The sequence below is a fragment of the Bacillus sp. SD088 genome, from assembly GCF_017355205.1.
Classification (GTDB): domain Bacteria; phylum Bacillota; class Bacilli; order Bacillales; family Bacillaceae_C; genus Lederbergia.
On the sequence record NZ_JADIJK010000013.1, the window covers coordinates 25,613 to 45,159 of the forward strand.

General features: G+C 38.8%; 19 protein-coding genes and 1 pseudogene. 12 read left to right on the forward strand and 8 right to left on the reverse strand.

All coding sequences use genetic code 11. The features are described from left to right. Positions 1–7: 7 nt before the first annotated feature. Positions 8–547: a hypothetical protein gene (locus IPU53_RS12605; protein ID WP_207451206.1), complete on the reverse strand. Its 540-nt coding sequence runs from the start codon at positions 545–547 to the stop codon at positions 8–10. 98 nt (positions 548–645) lie between these two features. Here IPU53_RS12605 and IPU53_RS12610 point away from each other — a divergent pair, with 98 nt between their 5' ends. Then, positions 646–1,230, forward strand: coding sequence for a TetR/AcrR family transcriptional regulator (locus IPU53_RS12610; protein ID WP_207451207.1), 585 nt, complete (start codon positions 646–648; stop codon positions 1,228–1,230). 230 nt (positions 1,231–1,460) lie between these two features. Here the strand turns inward: IPU53_RS12610 and IPU53_RS12615 are convergent, their stop codons facing one another. The 6 genes from IPU53_RS12615 to IPU53_RS12640 form a co-directional block, all read right to left on the reverse strand. Next, on the reverse strand, positions 1,461–2,363 hold the full coding sequence (locus IPU53_RS12615; RefSeq protein WP_207451209.1) for a DUF4097 family beta strand repeat-containing protein: 903 nt from the start codon (positions 2,361–2,363) through the stop codon (positions 1,461–1,463). 1 nt (position 2,364) lies between these two features. Then, on the reverse strand, positions 2,365–2,916 hold the full coding sequence (locus IPU53_RS12620) for an HAAS signaling domain-containing protein (protein WP_207451211.1): 552 nt from the start codon (positions 2,914–2,916) through the stop codon (positions 2,365–2,367). Continuing rightward, complete coding sequence (locus IPU53_RS12625; protein ID WP_207451213.1) at positions 2,909–3,232, reverse strand: PadR family transcriptional regulator; 324 nt, start codon at positions 3,230–3,232, stop codon at positions 2,909–2,911. Before IPU53_RS12625 ends, IPU53_RS12620 begins: the two co-directional genes overlap by 8 nt. A 125-nt stretch (positions 3,233–3,357) precedes the next feature. Beyond that, positions 3,358–4,503, reverse strand: coding sequence for an MFS transporter (locus IPU53_RS12630; RefSeq protein ID WP_207451396.1), 1,146 nt, complete (start codon positions 4,501–4,503; stop codon positions 3,358–3,360). Between the two features lie 447 nt (positions 4,504–4,950). After that, positions 4,951–5,937 carry a nuclease-related domain-containing protein gene (locus tag IPU53_RS12635; protein WP_207451398.1) on the reverse strand — a complete coding sequence of 329 codons (987 nt, stop codon included), beginning with the start codon at positions 5,935–5,937 and terminating at the stop codon, positions 4,951–4,953. A gap of 52 nt (positions 5,938–5,989) precedes the next feature. Continuing rightward, the gene (locus tag IPU53_RS12640) at positions 5,990–6,325 is read right to left on the reverse strand and encodes an MGMT family protein (RefSeq protein ID WP_207451215.1); all 336 of its coding nucleotides are present in this window, start codon (positions 6,323–6,325) and stop codon (positions 5,990–5,992) included. A gap of 129 nt (positions 6,326–6,454) precedes the next feature. Between IPU53_RS12640 and IPU53_RS12645 the strand changes: the two genes are divergently transcribed. The 9 genes from IPU53_RS12645 (at position 6,455) to IPU53_RS12685 (ending at position 16,171) form a co-directional block, all read left to right on the forward strand. Then, positions 6,455–7,156 carry a response regulator transcription factor gene (locus IPU53_RS12645; protein WP_207451217.1) on the forward strand — a complete coding sequence of 234 codons (702 nt, stop codon included), beginning with the start codon at positions 6,455–6,457 and terminating at the stop codon, positions 7,154–7,156. Further along, a complete protein-coding gene (locus tag IPU53_RS12650; protein ID WP_207451219.1) occupies positions 7,153–8,130 on the forward strand; it encodes a sensor histidine kinase in 978 nt (325 codons plus the stop codon). The genes IPU53_RS12645 and IPU53_RS12650 overlap by 4 nt, the downstream gene beginning before the upstream one ends. Before the next feature lie 95 nt (positions 8,131–8,225). Beyond that, entirely contained in the window at positions 8,226–8,996 is a 771-nt protein-coding gene (locus IPU53_RS12655; RefSeq protein WP_242698265.1) for an ABC transporter ATP-binding protein, read from the forward strand. Then, a complete protein-coding gene (locus IPU53_RS12660) occupies positions 8,971–10,872 on the forward strand; it encodes an ABC transporter permease (RefSeq protein ID WP_207451221.1) in 1,902 nt (633 codons plus the stop codon). The genes IPU53_RS12655 and IPU53_RS12660 overlap by 26 nt, the downstream gene beginning before the upstream one ends. Positions 10,873–11,318: 446 nt before the next feature. After that, positions 11,319–11,636, forward strand: a complete 318-nt coding sequence (locus tag IPU53_RS12665; RefSeq protein WP_207451223.1) for a PadR family transcriptional regulator — start codon at positions 11,319–11,321, stop codon at positions 11,634–11,636. Continuing rightward, the gene (locus tag IPU53_RS12670) at positions 11,633–12,370 is read left to right on the forward strand and encodes a DUF2812 domain-containing protein (RefSeq protein WP_207451224.1); all 738 of its coding nucleotides are present in this window, start codon (positions 11,633–11,635) and stop codon (positions 12,368–12,370) included. Before IPU53_RS12665 ends, IPU53_RS12670 begins: the two co-directional genes overlap by 4 nt. A 120-nt stretch (positions 12,371–12,490) precedes the next feature. Next, a complete protein-coding gene (locus tag IPU53_RS12675) occupies positions 12,491–13,435 on the forward strand; it encodes an ABC transporter ATP-binding protein (RefSeq protein ID WP_207451225.1) in 945 nt (314 codons plus the stop codon). Next, positions 13,425–14,654 (forward strand): ABC transporter permease, encoded by a 1,230-nt coding sequence (locus IPU53_RS12680; RefSeq protein WP_207451226.1) that lies wholly within the window; start codon positions 13,425–13,427, stop codon positions 14,652–14,654. Before IPU53_RS12675 ends, IPU53_RS12680 begins: the two co-directional genes overlap by 11 nt. Positions 14,655–15,007: 353 nt before the next feature. After that, complete coding sequence (locus tag IPU53_RS12685) at positions 15,008–16,171, forward strand: AI-2E family transporter (protein WP_207451227.1); 1,164 nt, start codon at positions 15,008–15,010, stop codon at positions 16,169–16,171. A gap of 120 nt (positions 16,172–16,291) precedes the next feature. Here the strand turns inward: IPU53_RS12685 and IPU53_RS12690 are convergent, their stop codons facing one another. Next, on the reverse strand, positions 16,292–17,278 hold the full coding sequence (locus IPU53_RS12690) for a nuclease-related domain-containing protein (RefSeq protein WP_313886490.1): 987 nt from the start codon (positions 17,276–17,278) through the stop codon (positions 16,292–16,294). A 208-nt stretch (positions 17,279–17,486) separates the two neighbouring features. Between IPU53_RS12690 and IPU53_RS12695 the strand changes: the two are divergent. Together IPU53_RS12695 and IPU53_RS12700 are read left to right on the forward strand one after the other, a co-directional pair. After that, positions 17,487–18,298 (forward strand): annotated as a pseudogene (locus tag IPU53_RS12695) (DUF368 domain-containing protein). A 148-nt stretch (positions 18,299–18,446) separates the two neighbouring features. Beyond that, positions 18,447–19,367: an aminoglycoside phosphotransferase family protein gene (locus IPU53_RS12700; protein ID WP_207451228.1), complete on the forward strand. Its 921-nt coding sequence runs from the start codon at positions 18,447–18,449 to the stop codon at positions 19,365–19,367. Positions 19,368–19,547 lie beyond the last annotated feature (180 nt).

Genomic DNA, 19,547 nt, shown 5'->3' on the forward strand with positions numbered 1-19,547 from the left:
TAACAAGCTACGCTTTCTCCTTCTTCGGCCAAATAAAATTGGAAAGGGCGATCAAGAAATCAATTCCAAGGACCAAAGACCATAGTTTCCAAAAGCCATCCAATACTTCTGTGCGGGCAGGGTCTTGGATGAAAAAGATAAGCCCGAGTAAAAAGACACTCCCGATTATATAGGCAAGTACATGCTGTCCCCAGCTCTTCAAATAATGCTTTGCATAATCCATGCCATAACGCTTCAATGGTTTAGGGCCTTGCTTCATTATATAATAGCGAAATCGCTCATCAGCCCAACGAATCATACTTTTTCCGAAGGCGAGTGAAATACCAATATAAATAGCTGCGAGTCCATGGGCTTGAGTGGCAGTTGCCCCATGATATAAATCAAAGCTTGTAGTCCCCAATAAAATTAAATCAATCACAGGTGTGAGAGCTAGGAAGAAAAAGCCTAGTTTTTCTTTTTTTAGTAGGTATCTTGTCACAAACCCAAGTAGAATCACAACCCAAAAGCCGATTTCAGCGGCGATAATCATCCATGCGACAAAGTTCAATCTGTATGCCTCCCCTCCTCAAAGTAGATTTAAAATATACCATGGTTTTTATTTTAATACAACTGTATTTTTTAAAATGATTTTGCTAAAATAAACGTATGCCAAAAATAGTTGATCATGAAAAAAGAAAAAGACAAATTGCAGAAGCTACTTGGAAGGTAATTTTAGAGCAAGGAATGGAGGGAGCGACAGTACGCAATATTGCAAAGGAAGCTGGTTTGTCCTTAGGGGCTTTGCGATATTACTTTTCAACTCAAGATGAGTTATTTGTTTATGCAATGAAATTAGTCAAAGAGAATGCAACAGAACGTATTAATAAAATCGCCGCCAGTGAACTGCCAGCATTTGAAAAAGTCATGGCTATTCTATTAGAAATTGTCCCGATCGATGCAAAAACAATGGCAGAGATGGAAGTGTGGTTTGCCTATGTCTTCTATACAAGACATAAAGAGGATATATTTGCTGCAAAAGAAGATGTTATTTTTAGAGGAATGGAAAAATTATTGCTCTATTTACGTCAGCACCGAGTACTGCGGGATGGGGTGGATATCGAGATTGAAACGGAAAGATTATATGCTTTAATTGATGGACTGGCCCTTCATGCTTTATTAGAACCACAAAGAATGGACAAGGAAAGGCTTGTGAAGGTGATTGAGTATCATATGCAAATGATTTGTGTTTAGGTGAAAGGGAGAAAATAAAAGAAAAGAGGCTGGAACAAAAATGTTTTCACCAAAGAAATACACTCGCTCTGGAAATATACTTCGCTTTCCACGGGCGAGTGGCAAGCCTCTTCAAGCTTCGCCTTCCGGGGCCTTGTCGAACTCTCACTTCCCAGGAGTCTACGTATATTTCCTTCGCTAAGTTAATAGATTTGTTCGTCTTTGGAGCCTCAGCCTCTTGACAGATAGAACTATTTTTTCTTCACGATAATATCTCCATTTTTTGTTTCCAGCTGAATCATTGTTCCTTGATTCTGGTTATTGATCGTTTGTTTCTTTTGATCAAAAATAAGTATGTCTCCATGCTTTGTAGCTGTATCAAACTGGACGTTTTCAGGATAGTTCTTTGCTTGAATGAATATATCCCCATTTGACGTTTCAGCGGTTATAGGGTTTGAGATCTGATCATTACGCAAGGAGAAATCTCCTGATCGTGTTTTCGCCTGTACCTCTCCAGAGACATTTTTGAATGCGGTCTCCCCTGATCTTGTTAGGCTATGGACATTGGTCGCCTCAATATTAGATAAGACAATGTCTCCTGATTTTGTTTCTGCAGACGTATCACCAGTGATTTGATCTAAACGGACATCACCGCTCGTTGCTTTGACAGCGAGTTGATCAGATGTAAGGTTTTCAGCTACAATATCCCCGGCATTAGTGGTGATGTCGATATTCTTTGCTGCGATTTTTTCAACGTATAAATCAGCTGTTTTTCCCTTTACTTGAACGGTCTCGTATTCTTTTTCAGGCACATATACATTGATTTTAGGGGATTGATCAAAGCCGAATGAAAACCACTTTTTTGTTTTATCTTCAGAGTGAATGGTAAGCATATCGCTTTGTTGGTCCACTGACAGTTCGTTACTCATTTTTTGAGCGCTCCTGCCCACTACCTCAATCTTTGCTTGTTCTTGAGTAGGGAACAGTTCGACATCTGTATTCGTAACATCAATTTGCACGGAGTTAAATGAGAAATCACTAATATCGGTTGTCACAGCTGCTGTTTTTTCCTTAGCTGCTGAAAATGTGATGGCACTGGCGATTCCTCCTACAATGATAAAAAGGAGAGCGATGATTGAAATTTTCTTGACCATGTTATTTTCCACCTTTCACAACAGATACATTATATTTTAAATAACGAAGAAGCAAGTTTTTAAAGTCAATGGATAGACGATACATTCCTAGGGATATGAAAAAGCCTAGTCCAGAAAGAACGATAGAGAAAAATAGATCGAACCATGCGAATGTTCCTGGATTGAATAGGGCACTGATCACAACTAATAGGGGGCTAAGTGTAAAGGAAGCACCTAAGCACCATCCTCCTAATAATAAACCTGCTAAGGCAATAAACGGACCTAGAACTAAGACCAAGTTAATAAAGCCAAGTCCAATCACAGACCATACGGCGCGAAAAATATTTCCTGTTGATCGGCTCGTTTCCATTTTTTCTATATGATATTCGGCAAGAATTTCTCGAGCTAATTGTTTTGGTGAACCAAGAGCTGCAGAGATTTCCTCCTCTGATTTCCCTTCTTCAATTCCAAAATTAAAATGATCTTCATAATCTTGAAGAATATCATTTTTTTCGACCGAAGATAAGGAACGCAAATATCGTTCTAATTCTAATAAAAATTCCCGTTTATTCATGGGCGATTCCCTCCTCGATGATGTGATCGACCCCTTTGGAAAATTGTTTCCATTCTGCAACAAGTTTATATAAATAATCCCGCCCCTGTTCTGTTAATTTATAATATTTCCGTGATGGGCCTTCGTTTGATTCGCGTAAATAGGTTGTAAAATAACCTTCTTTTGTTAATCTTCTTAGTAAGGGATAGACTGAGCCTTCCGATATTTCAATTTGATTGGAAATGCTTTGAACAAGTTCATATCCATAGCGGTCTTCTTTATCCAGAAGGACGAGAACACAAAGTTCTAAAACTCCCTTTTTAAATTGAACATTCAATTTTCACCACTCCACTACTGTATAATGTATAGTACTTGAATATAATATAACATCTAGTACTGTTCATTGCAAGGTACTGTAGAAATTTAAATTTAAAAAAGCTGTGAGGAGGAGTGGGAAAGCCCCTACACAGCTGTATGCGAAGTTCGATTTTTAAAAAACATGAAAATCGCTCCAATTAATAACAAGATTCCGGCGAAAAGGAATCCTCCGTTGGCTGTTAATTGGAGTAAACCTGTAATACCTGAACCGATGACGACCCCCATGGAGAAGAAAGCGTAAAAATATCCATATGCTTTTCCGCGATAAGCAGGATCTGTTGCGTCGACAAGCATAGAGTTTAAAGATGGGAATAAAAAGGCAAAACCAATTCCGTAAGTACCCATAATTACATAAAGGAGTGTGATGCTTGGGGCAAAGCTGATGAGGAGCATGCTTATACCCATGATCGACATACCAAACACGGCTGTATGTATAGGCTTTAAACGATCAAATAATGTATTAGTTGGCAATATAAAGATTAACACAGCCACTAGCCCAAATGTACTCATCAATAAACCACTTGTTTGAGTGTCACTTCCTAATTCCACTACTTTTAATGGAAGCATATACGCGACAACGCCTTGTGAGAACATAAGGAATAATGCTCCTAAATATGTTTTCATAATGAGTGGATCTTGGAAAAAAATTCTCACCGAAATTGGCTTTTTGTTCACTTTAGGCTTTTCCACCTTTTGTAACGAGCGAAGGAAGATAAAGGATAGGATGCCTAGCACAAACATGAAAATAGCTGTGACCGTTAACACGGTGACTTCATTCATCTTACTAGCGACGATGCCGCTGAAGGCCGGTCCGCTAATCGCGGCTAATCCAATAAAAGCACCAGATAATGCAGCTCCTTTTCCTTTCTTTTCCTTCGCCGTTGTATTCGCTAAATTGGTAAAAGCTGCAGGAACGATCAGACCTGCTGTGAAACCATGTAGAAAGCGAACAAGCAATAAAATCCAAGTACCTGTTGCGAAATAATATAATAATAATGTGATACCTGTGGAAAATAGGCCGAACATCAAAATGGAAAAAGGCCCTTTTTTATCCGTCAAAAAGCCGGACGTCACATTGCCGATAATATTAGAAAGAGAAAACATCCCGACAACAAGTCCAACTAAAAAAGGAGGTGCCCCAAGGGAAGCCGCCAATGGACTCATAATCGGCAATTGCGAAAAGAGATCGAAAAAGGAAAAAAACACAATTAAGTAAATGAGAATCCTCATCATACTCACAGCCTCCAAACTAGAATCATTACCCCCATCTTCTCATGAAAACAGAAATTCTCAAGGGTATATGTTCAACAAATATGTGAATAACATGGGAATTATGTGCCGAATTTCTAGCTTTCATAAAAAAGGGCGGGTGTGGAGGTGGAATAATTCTGGATAATCCTGTGAGAGAATAGAGAGTTTAATCCCGTATGGCAGAGGTTTAAACACGTAAGGAGCCGGTCTAATCCCGCAAGAGAAAATAAACCCTTATAGAGAGTGAGTAATCCCGTATGGCAGAGGTTTAAACACGTAAGGAGCCGGTCTAATCCCGCAAGAGAAAATAAACCCTTATAGAGAGTGAATAATCCCGTATGGCAGAGGTTTAAACACGTAAGGAGCCGTTCTCTCCCGTAAGAGAAAAATAAACCCTTATAGATTTTCCCCTTGTATAGTCAACTCTTAATCTTGTATGCAGTCAAACTTAGTTCGTTTTTGCAAATAGCGTTTGAAATCTATTTGATAGGCGCGATTGCGTTTGCCGCCAGTTCTTAATAACTCCATCCCTTGTAATATGCGAGTAGCTGTTTTCATATCAACATGTAAGAAATCACGGCAATCCTTATTGGTCATTTTCTCTTCTACGACTAGATACCATTCAATAATAGTGGGAATATGAGCGTATTGGTCATGATGCCCACAATTTCCGCAAGCCCAGCTCCTTTTAATTTTCTTCATCCCGAAGGTGCCACATTTTTGGCATTTTACGCCGGTTAAGATATCGTCTTTTGAAATGTTATATGTTTGACAGATGGGAGCGGGAATATAGGGCTGATGATGTGCGGCTAAGTCTCGTGCGATGTATTTGAGATCTCCAGATGGCTCTTTCTCTTTAGGAAAAGTTCTAATGAATGAGGGTAGTTGGATGGGGAAAAAGATTTTTGTTCCCTTTGGAGCAAGTTCCACCATTTGCTTGGGGTAGGCTAAGACAAGTGCGCCGTATACAGGTATATCCATGTTTCTATTTTGAAACCAGTCCTTTAACAATTCGCATTTTCTTCTTACCTGCGTAGCAGGACACTCGAAGGCATCCATTCCACCATCAGCTTTTATTCGAATTAATTGTTTGGGATTTTCCTGAAAGCGTAATTTTCCGCTAATATTTTTTGTCTCGAATATGACTGAATATGATGACGTTTGGAAGAGATGATCCATTTGAAAGAGTTGGCTGGATTTGAGAGATAAATCGTGGAAAACTTGATGTTCCATTGGAAAAGGGTAATTTTGTAAAACAGAATTGACTCTATATTCTCCGTCTAATCCTGCTTCAAGGTTTAAGCATTTAGTCTTTAAAAGTGAATAGGCAAAATGGTGACTAGCTAGTCTTGATAGAGCTGCTTTTAACCCGAGAAGTGGAAGAGGATCGTTTAAATAATCCGTAATTTTTATTTTGACTACCTCCTTATATAATAGGTTATACGTATCTTATCATATACGGATATCACCCCTCCAGCCAATCCTGATTATGATCTTCGGCGTTCCATTGGTATTTCGATAAATTTACTTTTCCTTTTTTAGAAACCTCGACGCCCTCTTCACTAAGCAAAGAAGCTTGTGTGTAGGCAGTCTCAGAATCTTTAATCACAATCTCTCCCTTCGCATTCACCACACGGTGCCAAGGTAAATCATATTTTTGGCTCATAGAATGAAGAATTCTAGCGACCTGTCTGGCAGCACGAGGGTTGCCAGCTAAACGAGCAATTTGGCCATAAGTGGCTACAGTCCCAACGGGGATTGCCTGTATGACAGTAATAACTTGCTGTGTATAAACCTCCATGTTTTATTCTCCTGACTGGTTAAGATATGATAAGGGTGACGACTAAATGAAAATTAAGATTCCCTTTCACATATTATAGCAAAAAAGTGAGGGTCTAGCCCTGTTAAAGATGGAAAAGGATGGTCGAAGATGGCAAAAATTTTAATTGTAGAAGATGATCCTAAGATTGCTCAATTACTGCAAAATCATTTAGAAAAGTACGGATTTGAAGCAATCATAGCAGAAGAATTTGATAAAGTTCTCGATTTTTTCAAAGAAATTCAACCTGATTTAGTATTATTGGATATTAATCTGCCAAGCTTTGATGGCTTTTATTGGTGCAGGCAAATCCGGCAAATTTCCACTTGCCCGATTCTTTTTATTTCTGCGCGTTCAGGAGAAATGGATCAAGTGATGGCGTTAGAAAATGGCGGTGACGATTTTATTACAAAGCCCTTTCATTATGAAATTGTCATGGCGAAAATCCGAAGTAGCTTACGGCGGGCATATGGGGAATATGCTCCGAAGGTGAAAGAACGGACCGTTGAACTAGAAGGGCTTGTTTTGTATGTTGAGAGGATGGAAGTCACCAAAGGTGGAGAAAATGTCCTTCTGACAAAGAAAGAGGCAGTACTACTCGAAATGTTAATGAAACGTTCACCACGAATCGCCTCCCGTGAAGCGATTCTAGAAAAATTATGGGATGACCAATCTTTTGTTGATGAAAATACGTTGAATGTCAATGTTACAAGAGTTCGGAAAAAATTACAGGAGTTGGGTATTATAGAGGCAATTGAAACCGTAAGAGGAGCAGGCTATCGGCTTATTCCCAATTGGGAGTCTTCATTATGAAGCTATTTTTTCGGGATCATTTCCTGCTTATCCTTATGAACGTGCTCCAAGTCATTGTTTTATTAACCGTGTTTTGGATGGATGGTTATCAGCATTTTACCTTGTATGTTTACGCTCTTTTCTTAGCGACATTTATTCTCATGCTCTATCTTATTTTTCGTTATCTTGTTCATCGCAGGTTTTATAAAAGATTGTCGAACCCAATGGCTCATATGAATGAAGCCTTTGAGACATTAGATACAGCTCCTCTTGCCAAGGCATTAGGCGAATTATTAAAGCGACAACATCGTATTTATATGAATCAACTTGATCAACAAGAAAAAAGGCGAAATGACCACTTAACGTTTATTAATCAATGGGTTCATCAGATGAAAACACCCTTATCCGTCATTGAATTGATCACCCAAGAAAATGATGACGACGAGCAGTTAGAAAGCATTCGCGAAGAAACAGATAAGTTAGAAAAGGGCTTAGAAATGGTGTTGTATGCGGCAAGATTGGAAATGTTTGAACAAGATTTTCAAGTAGAGCCTGTGTCTTTGCGATCAGTCATTGAAGCAGCCGTCCGCGAAAATAAACGCCTGTTTATCAAAAATCACGTGTATCCAGAGATTCATGTTTCCGAAACAATTGTGGAATCTGATGAAAAGTGGTTAGAATTTATCTTTAATCAATTGATTACAAATGCAGTGAAATATTCTACTGGAAAAGGGCGTAAGGTGGTCATTAATGAAGCGAAGCATACGCGTGAAATCATGGTAACGGTGCAGGATTATGGTGTTGGTATCCCCAAAACGGATTTAAAACGAGTGTTCAATCCCTTTTTTACAGGAGAAAATGGCCGGGTTTATCGTGAATCAACAGGTATGGGGCTCTATTTAGTCAAAGAGGTCTGTGAAAAATTGGGTCATGATATTGAACTCTCCTCTGTTCAGGGAGAAGGGACGAGTGTACAACTAGTATTTCATAGATAATCTTACAATTATGTAAGCTAAATGAAAGCTAGAGCGATGGTATGAAAGAGCCCGTTTCTCTTACACTATAGTTAGTTGAGAAAGGGGTTTTTAATTTGGAAATCTTAAACATTAAAAATTTAAGTAAGGTTTATGACGGAAAAGTTGCCCATAAAGCATTAGCAGATATCGATTTGACGATAGAGGAAGGGGAATTTGTCGGGATTATGGGTCCCTCAGGGAGTGGGAAGTCGACCTTGTTGAATATGGTGGCGACGATTGACCAACCGACATCAGGCTCACTGATCGTGAACGGCAAAGATCCATTACGGATGAAGCATAATGAATTGGCTCTCTTTCGACGCCAGCAATTGGGATTTATTTTCCAAGACTTTAATTTGCTCCCCACTTTAACAGTCGAGGAAAACATTGTTCTTCCGCTTACATTAGATGGGACCAAAGTAAAGGACATGGAAAAAGCTGTAACGGTTGTCGCGGAGAAATTAGGGATTACATCGATTTTAAAAAAGCGTATCTATGAAATATCAGGTGGACAAGCACAAAGAACGGCGATCGCCCGAGCGATCATTCATAATCCGAAGATGGTCCTTGCCGATGAACCGACGGGAAATTTAGATTCTAAAGCATCGAGAGCGGCAATGGAAATGATGGAAAGAATCAATAAGGAAGATAAGACAACCATGATGATGGTTACGCATGATCCGATTGCAGCTAGCTATACGGAAAGAGTTGTGTTTATCAAAGACGGTACATTATTCAATGAAATTCACCGTGGTGAGAATCGACAAGCCTTTTTCCAAAAGATCATCGACGTGTTATCGCTGTTGGGAGGGGATGCAAGTGACCTTTCGTCAATTCGCGTTTAACAATGTTTTTCGCAATAAACGTATTTATGCAGCTTACTTTTTAAGTAGCCTCTTTTCTGTGCTTGTCTTCTTTGTATATGCGATTTTCGCTTTTCATCCGGGATTATCGAAAATTAATCCACATGTAGCGGTTGGATTGCATTTTGCTGAGGGGATTATTTATGTATTCTCATTTATTTTCGTGCTCGTGTCGATGAGTGCCTTTTTGAAATCACGAAAAAAAGAATTTGGCTTAATGGTGATGCTAGGGATGACCAATCAGCAGCTGCGTCGCATGGTTTTTCTAGAAAACGTGCTAATTGGATTTTTCGCGACCGTTTCTGGCATCGTAGTAGGGCTCGTTTTTGCCAAATTGATTTTGATGGCTGCACAAAGCATTTTAAATTTAGAGCAAGCCTTGCCTTTTTATCTGCCATGGCAAGCGATCTTATTAACATTTAGTGCCTTTTTAATTTTGTTTATTGTCATTTCCTTTTTTACGGTTTCCATTTTAAAAGGGAATAAATTAATTGATTTAATAAAAGGAAGTTCAGCCCCGAAAAAAGAACCAAAGGCTTCTGTGATTCTGTCTATTTTAGCGGCTCTTTTACTCGCTGTTGGGTATGCAATTGCTTTGGTGGTTCGTGAAATGCAAGTTGTAGTCGCAATGATTCCTGTCACAATTCTTGTGATCATTGGAACGTATTTTCTGTTTACCCAACTTAGTGTATTTACGATTCACCGATTAAAGAAACGCAAGACACTATTTTGGAAAAAGACAAATATTGTTCTCCTATCCGATCTTGCCTATCGGATGAAAGATAATGCTCGCGCCTTTTTCTTTGTGGCCATCGTATCGACGGTCGCTTTCTCGGCAATTGGCTCGCTAGTTGGGTTTAGGTATATGCTCACGACTTCTATAGCAGAGAGTCAACCATTTGCGTTTGACTATGTGTCACATGAAGACAACAAGCATGAGGCGGAACATATTCAAGAAATTGATAAGGAATTAGCTGCAACAAATTATAAAAGGGCAAGTATCTTGATTAAACATACTCTTGTCGAAAATCCAGATGGAGATTCTGTTGAAAGGGCGATTGTTTCACAAACTGAGTATAATCAGTTGGCTAAGATAGCTGATCAAGCAGATAAGCAAGTGAAGCTTGGAGATACTGAGGCTGTATTCCTTTATACTCAAAATACCTTTGATAACCTGCCTGATATCCCTAAAAAAGTTAGTCACCAGATTGAAGGACAGACGGTTCAACAAATTGATATTCAGCTGATGAATCTAATTGGAACTTATGAAGATTATCTTGTCGTCAATGACAGCTTTTTTAAAAAAATTGAATCAGTGGAAACAAACACTTATTATGGTTTTTATATTAAGGATTGGAAAGACACAGCCGACATTGGCGAAAAACTAATGAAAAGATTCGATGTGGAAGAAACGGACGGTTTTGATACAAACGGAACATTTAGTTTTACTTCTCTAGGGTATAGTTGGCATATGATTAACCAAGCATATGGAGCCGTTCTATTTATTGGCTTGTTTATCGGCGCGGTCTTCTTCGTTGCTGCCGGCAGCTTCTTATATTTCCGTCTCTATGCAGATTTAGGGGATGAGAAACACAAATTTTCCGTTATTGGCAAACTTGGACTTACAGATAAGGAGCTTTCAAAAATATTGACCGTTCAATTGGCTCTGCTCTTCTTTGTGCCGATTCTTGTTGCAGTGATTCATGGTGCAGTAGCGCTCACAGCCCTACAGCATATGTTTGGTTTTAACTTATTTAAGAGCTCAGCAATGGTACTGGGAACCTTTACAGTAGTTCAATTGGTGTACTTCCTCTTCATTCGCTTTAATTACATTCGGAAAATAAAAGAATCGATATAAGGTTTGAAGGCACATTTCTAAGAAGATGTGCCTTTTTTGTAGCTTACCAGGAAACTATAAAATTGTCGCTCGTGGATTAGTTATAATTTTGAGTTTCGTTGTCTAGCTCCAGGCGCCATCGGCTCGAGGCTAGCAGGAGCGAGTCCATCGGCGTTGCGACGTACAGGATGTACTAGTGCAGACGAAGCGACAGGACGTCGCGTTTGAGTCTGCCGCCAGGACGGCGCGAACTTAGCCGATGTTCTGCATAATAACCTGAGCCAATGAAAGGCAAAGAACGCCTTTCTTTGTCTCAGAACATTTGCTTGTCGAAGGTAGCGGGCGCCTTGCGCTTTTCTTGTAGTTATAATCTATCATCTCTAGACATGTATATCACTTTATGATATATTCTTTTTAGATATATATCATTTTTGGATATATCCGAAAGAGATATAGAAGGTGATGGAATGGGAAAAACGGAACATTTAACAGATTCAATGTTTTATATTATGGCTGCTTTAACAAAACCAAGGCATGGCTACGCTATTATGAGCTTAATTGAAGAAACAACAAAAGGAGCTATGACGATCGGGCCTGCTTCGATGTATACGATCATTAAAAAGCTATTAAAACAAGAGTGGATTTATTTACATGATGGGTCGGATTCAAGACGTAAAACATACTTGCTTACTGAAAAAGGCAGAGAAGTATTAGGTGAAGATATGGAGCTTAGAAAACGGATGCTGCAGTTAGCGGAAACTGGCTTGAAGGAGGTTGAGGAATGAGGCAAACCAAGTATATTATGTCGGGTGGGCTGGCCTTTTCTGAGGATAAGGACATGGAGAAATTACGCCAGCTTTCTTTAAAGGGTTGGCATGTTAGTGACTTTAAGTTTATGGGGTATACCCTGGAAAAAGGGGAAAGCGCAGACTATATCTACAGTATAGATTATCGTTCAGTCAAAAAGGATACAGAAGAGGAATACCTTGAATTTTTTTCATCTGTTGGATGGTCTCATATTGCCTCAGAAGCAAATATACATTTATTTCGAGCACTTCCTGGTACACAACCAATTTATACTGACCAAGATACAACAGCTGAAAAGTATAAAGATTTAAGTAATTCCATGAACAAATTAGCTATTCCGTTTATTTTTATAACAGCACTCGTTTGGGTTGGTGCAATGATCAGCTCTGGCAGCTTACAATCAATACTTCTTGTGGTCGCTGTTATTCTTAGTGGAATTGCCCTTCCAGCAGCTTGGACGATTATCACCACATACAGTAACAAATGGCAGGTAGAAGGGAGGAAGGGATTAGTCATTTTAGTAAAAATGATACCTATCCTTACCTTATTCATTGTCGTTATTCTTTTGTTATATGTCGGTGGTACAGATGCAGACTCCGCAATTAACCTCTTAAGCTATATGGTAGCTGGAGCGATCGCACTTCCAACAATTATTTGGGTTATTATGTCGCTATATAATAGGAGCAGGAAAATAAAGTTTTCGTCAAAATGAATGGGAGCCCGCTATTTGAAGCAGCTTATAAGGGTTTATAACAGACCTTTTAAGAGTGGGTTCCTGAAACTTTAGATCATTTCATTCGTAAAGAGTAAGAGAATAGAAAGGACGGATGGTATGGAGCCAATTTTAACCGTAGATCAATTAGGGAAAGCCTTTAAGCAAACGCAAATTATTCAAAACATCTCGTTCCAAGTGCATAAGGGAGAAATTATGGCCATTCTTGGTCCGAATGGAGCGGGGAAATCGACAACGATCCGAAATATTATGGGGATTATGTATCCAGATGAGGGCACGGTGCAATTTCATAATCAGCCAACTGGTGAAATCCCTCGCCATAAAATTGGGTATTTACCAGAGGAACGCGGTCTCTATAAGAATGTGAACGTGATGGATATGATTTTATATTTAGCGGAACTAAAGGATTACCCCTTGAAAAAAGCAAGACAGCGGGCGATGGACTATTTAGCGAAGCTCGGCCTTGAGGGAAAAGAAAAGGTTTCTGTTGAAGAATTATCAAAGGGAATGGGGCAAAAAGTGCAATTTATCGGTTCGATCATTCATGAGCCGGAGCTGCTGATTTTGGATGAACCCTTCTCGGGATTGGATCCTGTTAGCCAAGAGGTTTTTAAAAAGGAAATTCAGGAATTGGCAAATCAGGGGACAGCGATTTTATTATCTTCCCATCAAATGAATATGGTGGAAGAGGTTTGTGATCGTTTATTTATGATTCATCGGGGGCAAAAGGTGATTTATGGATCATTAGAAGATGTAAAAAATCAATACGCTAATTTTAAATGTACGATCCGTGGGAAAAATGATGTGCAAGTATTGGAGCGCCTTGCAGAGGTACAACGCGTTGAATCAACCGGTGATGTGGCGGTGCTTTACTTAACTCCAGATGTCCATGTTCCATCATGGTTAAGACAGCTTCCAGAAAATCTGAATATTCAAGAGTTATCGATTGATCGAATATCCTTACATGAAATTTTTATAGATGTGGCAACAGATCAACACATAGGCCAAGGTATTCAGGAAGGGGGCGATCATCATGAGAAATAGCTGGAAGGTAGCCAAATGGGAAATCAAACGCAATATGAAAAATAAATCGTTTATTATTTCTTTGATCATTACACCGATTATTTTTATGTTATTTGCGTTTATTCCTACTCTTTTTAATTCGGAAGACGAGCCGACACAAGTATTTATTTTAGATGATCTGGATGTTTACGGGCAAGTAGAGGAAATGGTTACTTCCTCAGAGTTAAATTGGGAGTTACAGCAGACAGATGTCACTGAAGCGGAGATGGCGGCTAAAGCAGAAGCAGCTGCACATACAGCTTATATTGCTCTAACAGAAAAGGCACTAGAAGAAGGAGAAATCCCCGTTTATTTAAACGACAAGCTGGAGGACAGTTTTCTTTTTGAAGCGTCGATCATCGAAACGCCACTTCGTCAACTACAATTGGAACGAATGAATTTATCAGATCAACAGTTGGAGATCATTGGCAAGGGCGTTTCATTGAAGCCGATTGAGCATGAGAATACTGGGGATTCTTCAAAAACAGATGGTGAATCAGCTGAAGAAGGGGATCCGTTCAAGCATATTGTTCCTGGTATTGCGGCGGGCGTTGTCTTATTTTCGATTGTGATCACAGGGATGATGATTTTCACCTCTGCCTCACAGGAAAAAAAGGAAAAGGTAGCGGAGATTATTTTGTCTTCTGTTACACCAACAGATCTTATGCAAGGAAAAATCATTGGCTATTTTGTTTTAGGGATTACACAAGTAGCCGTTTGGCTAGCATTTCTTCTTCCTATCGCTTTATGGAAGATTGACTTTCCGATCCTAGAATACTTATTTGTACCAGAATTGGCGCTACTCTTGCTTATCGCTTTAGCTGGCTACCTCTTATTCGCGGCTATTTTTGTCGGGATGGGAGCAACGGTCGAAGACATGAGCTCTACAAGTAACTTTCAAGGAATTGTTATGATGTTGCCATTCCTTCCGTTTATATTTATGGGACCGATTTTAATGGATCCAAGTGGTTTGGTTGCGAAAGTGATGACCTTTATTCCGGTTACCACACCAGGTGTTCTATTAATTCGTCTTGCTATGTTGGAAGAGTGGCCGTGGCTTGAAATCATCATTGCGATCGTTGTACTATTTGTATTTATTTGGTTAGCAATGAAAGCGGCTGGAAAAATTTTCAAAATGGGTATCCTTATGTATGGGAAAAATGCCACACCAAAAGAAATTTGGAAGTGGTTATGGGCTTAGTAAGTCGCTCCTGGTCGGAAATGGCCAGGGGTGTTTTTTCTCTAAAATAGATTGGAGGAATCGTAAGAAGGAAACATCCCTGTTCCGACTGCTGAAGGTGAACACTTTGCTTCGCTAAATGGTGGACATCAACTATGAATTGGTAGGCGGGCAATAGGTCCGCCCTGCTTAAAATTTTTTCAATAGAACGAACCGGTCACTTCCCCAAATATCACTTGTATTTTCTTCACAATGAGTGAGATAATGAATCATATTCCTAAGCTAGATGATAAGAAATGAGTGCAATAAACAACGAACACTAACATTTTAATAGATTTGATTATTAAAGAATAATTTATAAAGGAGTGCATCTTATGAAGCAGCCCACCCGTTTTATTAGATTCCTAGGCGGACGCGATCTTATTTTCGCTTTAGTTATCCTAATCTTCATTGGAATTACGATTTTTATTTACAATAAGATTTCCTTTATTTTTCATCCGGTGATTGTCATATTATCAACAATCGCGGCACCGATTATTCTTGCCTTTATTGCTTACTATATAATGAATCCGATTGTCAATCTCCTAGAAAGACTACATATTAAGCGGATATGGGGAATTATCATTATTATTTTGGGGATCGGCGGACTAATAACCGGTCTAGTTTTTCTCCTCGCCCCGTCCATAGAAAAACAGATTAATGATTTGATTGTCGACATCCCTATCTATTTGAAGCAGATGGGAGAAGAGATAAATGATTGGGTCGATCATTCCTTTTTTGGCCCATATTATGATGAAGGATACAAATGGGTTACATCGACCTTAAGTGATTTGCCAAATAAAATCAGCGGATATTTAGGTGGTGCTTATGAAGGTATCTTGAGTATTGCCAGTACATTGACACATGTGTTTGTTGCACTGTTTACCTTTCCATTTGTTCTGTTCTTCCTATTAAAGGACAGTGCAAAATTCAAGTCCTATTACTTGCAGTTGCTTCCACCAAAATATAGAGGTGATGCGGATCAGGTACTTAAAAATATAGATGTACAAGTAGGGTCTTATATACGTGGCCAAATTATCGTTGCTACTTGCATCGGTATCCTGTTGTACATTGGCTATTTAATCATTGGTTTGGATTATGCAATCACATTAGCTATTGTTGCTGCTGTAACAAGTGTTGTTCCTTACCTTGGCCCAATGATTGCTGTTTCCCCAGCCATTATTATTGCTTTAGTGGATTCCCCCTTTATGCTTGTAAAGCTAGCAATCGTATGGGCAGCAGTTCAGTTTTTGGAAGGTCACTTTATTTCACCTAATATTATGGGACATACGATGAAAATCCATCCGATTACCATCATGTTCATATTACTTGTCGGAGGAAATTTATTTGGGGTTGTTGGTGTCATTCTTGGTATTCCTGGTTATGCGATCTTAAAAGTAATTGTCGTCCACTTTTTTGGTAAGTTTAAACAACGATATAACAAATATTATGGAGAAGATGCTGGAGCTTATCAAATGGATGAACAAGCTCATAAATAAGAATGAAAAGATGTGCAAAAGTAAAAACTACTCTCGCATAAAGTTGAAATACTGTCGGATAATGGAAAATAGTATCGTATAGAAGTAGAATACTATCGTATATATTTAAAATGGGGTAGCTTAATGCAAAAAATCCATTTGATAGCTTCGATCTTTAAATGTACCAGTGGTTTTTAGATTCATATTTTTTAGGAGGCGTGAGGCCGTGTTCAAGTTATCAATTTGCAAAAATTCTCGACAATCTTGATTCTTCATCGCTCTCCCCATGATGAGAAACCATTCGCGTATGGTTTGAACATGAGCCAAAGGATTATTTTTTCGGCACCGAGTACAATGCCAGGACCGAGGTATCTTGTTCATACCAATATACTTGCAGGTTGGACAAATGACGCCCGTTTGAATATCCTCTTTTGAGATGGAGTAGTTTTCGCAAATAGGTGGAGGAATATACTCTTGATGGCTTTTTAAAAGTTTGTTCGTTAGAAGATCAAGCATATGGATATCAAGTTTGTTTGGATAATGAGAGAGAGTATGAATATAGGGGGGAATCAAATTAGGAAATAATATTTTTACATTTTGGGGTGGCACTTTGACTATTTGCTTTGGATAAGCCAAAACGATAACACCAAGAACTGGGAGATGGATGTTTTGCTGGTGGAACCATTCTCGGAGTAAGGCCATATTCCGTTCTAATTGGGTGGCAGGGCTCTCAAAACTATCTACTTCGCCGCTAAATTTTTCGCGAATTAATTGCTGAGGATTTTCTTTGAAAGTTAAAATTCCTGATATATTCTTCACCTCAAAAATTAAGGCAAAGGCTTGGGTGAGAAAGGTTGTATCTAATTGGAATTTAGCACTTGTATGAAGAGACAAATCGTGGATAATGCGATGTTCCATCAGGAAAGAATGGGTTCGGAAGATCTGCTCCACTCTTTTCTCTCCAGCTATACCTGCCTTTTTCGACTGGTATTTACTGAAAATGAGTGAATACTGAGGATGATCTGCAGATAATCGATTTAATGTTGCTTTTAATCCTTGAAGTGCTAGTGATTCTGCTGGAAACTTAACATTAATGGCAACAACACCTCCATTTGATATTGCTGTTATTCTATCACACGATTAGAAAAAGATCGATAAAAAGTTAGATTCAAATAATCCAAAGAAATACTGTCGGATGCAGAAAAATACTGTCGTATAGCGTTGAAATACTGTCGTATAATGAAAAATACTCTCGTATAGTAAAACCTTTCAACTTTAAACTTCCCCTATGCTATAATAAAGCGTATGAATTTTAATAGAGGAGATTCTAAAATCGATGGAGTGGAAAAATATATTTCGCGGCTTTCTTATGGGAACAACGGATTTAATACCAGGTGTGAGTGGGGGGACGGTTGCCTTCGTTCTTGGAATCTATGATCGGTTACTGACGGCAATTAGCGGTTTTTTTAGCCGAGATTGGAAAAGGCATATTGGCTTTTTACTCCCGCTTGCACTTGGCATGGGAACAGCATTAATTGTCCTCAGTAAGGGGATAGATTATTTACTATCGGAGCACAAAGAGCCCACGCAGTTTTTTTCATGGGGCTTGTGTTAGGTGTTTTACCTTATCTTATGAAACAGGCAGAAGTGAAAAAGAACTTTTCAGCTAAGCACTATATTATTTTAGTAATCATGGCGTTGCTTCTTGCATCCTTAGGATTTTTCAAAACGCAAGAAAATGTAGATCCCATTACGACATTAAACATGTCCACTATGATCGGATTATTTTTTTCAGGTTGGTTAGCGAGTATGGCGATGCTTTTGCCAGGAATTAGCGGTTCCTTTGTTCTGCTGTTATTAGGTGTGTATTCAACAGCGATCAATGCGCTTTCGACCTTTAATATTCCATTGATTATCACGATTGGAGCTGGGGTGATCGTTGGTTTTGTGGTGAGTAGTAAAGGGATCCAATATCTACTCTCCCGTTCTTCACATATGACGTATGCAGTCATTATTGGCATGATTATCGGCTCTGTATTTGTTATCTATCCAGGCATGGCAAGTGGGACAACCCTTGTCATCAGCATCTTCACTTTTATACTTGGGCTTGGTCTTTCTTTTTCCATTAGTCTAGTGAAAAAGGCTTGATAAACATTTAATCAAATGTTTGATTAAGAGTAGAATCATAAAAAATCCGCTAGTGAGAGGATATCTAGCGGATTTTTTTAATTAAGGAGCAGGTATTATTTTAGAAAAATCGAAGTTTACCATAGTACTCAATGGGAGGTTTACTCGGATGGATAACCCTTTTCGTTTCAAAAAAAATGAGACTGAAGAAATAATCAATCGTTTTGGAGAGGATTTCCACAATAAAGTTTTGAGAGATATTGAAGTTTATACTGATAAGTGGAATTTAACCTCATTTCAGCTCATTCCTTCATATTCTGCAAACTTAGTTTTTAAATGTTATTCGGAAAGCCTAGGAAATGTCGTACTTAAAATAGGCAATCCATCTTTCGGAGAGATATTTAAAGAATTTTATGCTCTGTCTGAGTATAACGGCAAGAGATTTTGTAGGGTATTTAAAAATGATATTGAGAATGGTGTCATTCTTGAAGAGTGTGTGCAGCCTGGACAACCACTAAGGGCTGAGAAGTCTCTCGATAAAAGACTGGCTATTTTTTGTTCTTTATATAAAGGATTACATATTCCCTCCACTCAAGAGGACATCTATCCGACTTATACAGAGTGGGTTGATCGGATAACAGACTATATGAGTAGACGCAACGATTGTCAGGAGCTATATGGGCATATGAAAAAGGCAAGAGAGATATGTTTATCGGTTTCTGCCTTGTATTCGCAAAAGGAATTGCTTCACGGAGACTTTCATCACGATAATATTCTACTTGGTAAGGACGGTAAGTATGTAATCATTGATCCTAAAGGTGTAATAGGCGATCCTGTTTTTGATGTTCCCCGTTTTATATTAAATGAATTTGATGATGAAAAAGATGCAGCAACATATAAAAAAATAAACCATATCATACATTTTTTTGATAAAGAACTTCATATTCCTGAAAAGATTATAAGACAATGCCTATATGTGGAAACTGTTATGGGAGTAAGCTGGTGTATAGAAGATGGTAAGGAATATACGGATTTTATAAAAGATATTGCTTTGGCAGAATCCATTATGAATGAGAAAATAGCGCTTTGATGGACGAAAAGAAGTATCCCAAGCGAATATTCTTCACTTGGGATATGGTTTAGTTTCGTCGCCCAGCGGCTAGCAAACTTTTAGCTTCTTCCTACGATAAGTCAACATCGGCTCATGCTTCGCCGTGTATCCTTTATCTCGTCAGAAGCTTAAAAAGTTTGTACGTCGCTAAACGGGCGC

Coding starts and splice junctions, on each gene's coding strand:
- IPU53_RS12645 (WP_207451217.1), top strand. CDS start 6,455: ATGGCAAAAATTTTAATTGTAGAAGATGATCCTAAGATTGCTCAATTA.
- IPU53_RS12670 (WP_207451224.1), top strand. CDS start 11,633: ATGAGGCAAACCAAGTATATTATGTCGGGTGGGCTGGCCTTTTCTGAG.
- IPU53_RS12685 (WP_207451227.1), top strand. CDS start 15,008: ATGAAGCAGCCCACCCGTTTTATTAGATTCCTAGGCGGACGCGATCTT.
- IPU53_RS12640 (WP_207451215.1), bottom strand. CDS start 6,325: ATGGAGGTTTATACACAGCAAGTTATTACTGTCATACAGGCAATCCCC.
- IPU53_RS12700 (WP_207451228.1), top strand. CDS start 18,447: ATGGATAACCCTTTTCGTTTCAAAAAAAATGAGACTGAAGAAATAATC.
- IPU53_RS12630 (WP_207451396.1), bottom strand. CDS start 4,503: ATGAGGATTCTCATTTACTTAATTGTGTTTTTTTCCTTTTTCGATCTC.
- IPU53_RS12610 (WP_207451207.1), top strand. CDS start 646: ATGCCAAAAATAGTTGATCATGAAAAAAGAAAAAGACAAATTGCAGAA.
- IPU53_RS12650 (WP_207451219.1), top strand. CDS start 7,153: ATGAAGCTATTTTTTCGGGATCATTTCCTGCTTATCCTTATGAACGTG.
- IPU53_RS12620 (WP_207451211.1), bottom strand. CDS start 2,916: ATGAATAAACGGGAATTTTTATTAGAATTAGAACGATATTTGCGTTCC.
- IPU53_RS12665 (WP_207451223.1), top strand. CDS start 11,319: ATGGGAAAAACGGAACATTTAACAGATTCAATGTTTTATATTATGGCT.
- IPU53_RS12615 (WP_207451209.1), bottom strand. CDS start 2,363: ATGGTCAAGAAAATTTCAATCATCGCTCTCCTTTTTATCATTGTAGGA.
- IPU53_RS12680 (WP_207451226.1), top strand. CDS start 13,425: ATGAGAAATAGCTGGAAGGTAGCCAAATGGGAAATCAAACGCAATATG.
- IPU53_RS12675 (WP_207451225.1), top strand. CDS start 12,491: ATGGAGCCAATTTTAACCGTAGATCAATTAGGGAAAGCCTTTAAGCAA.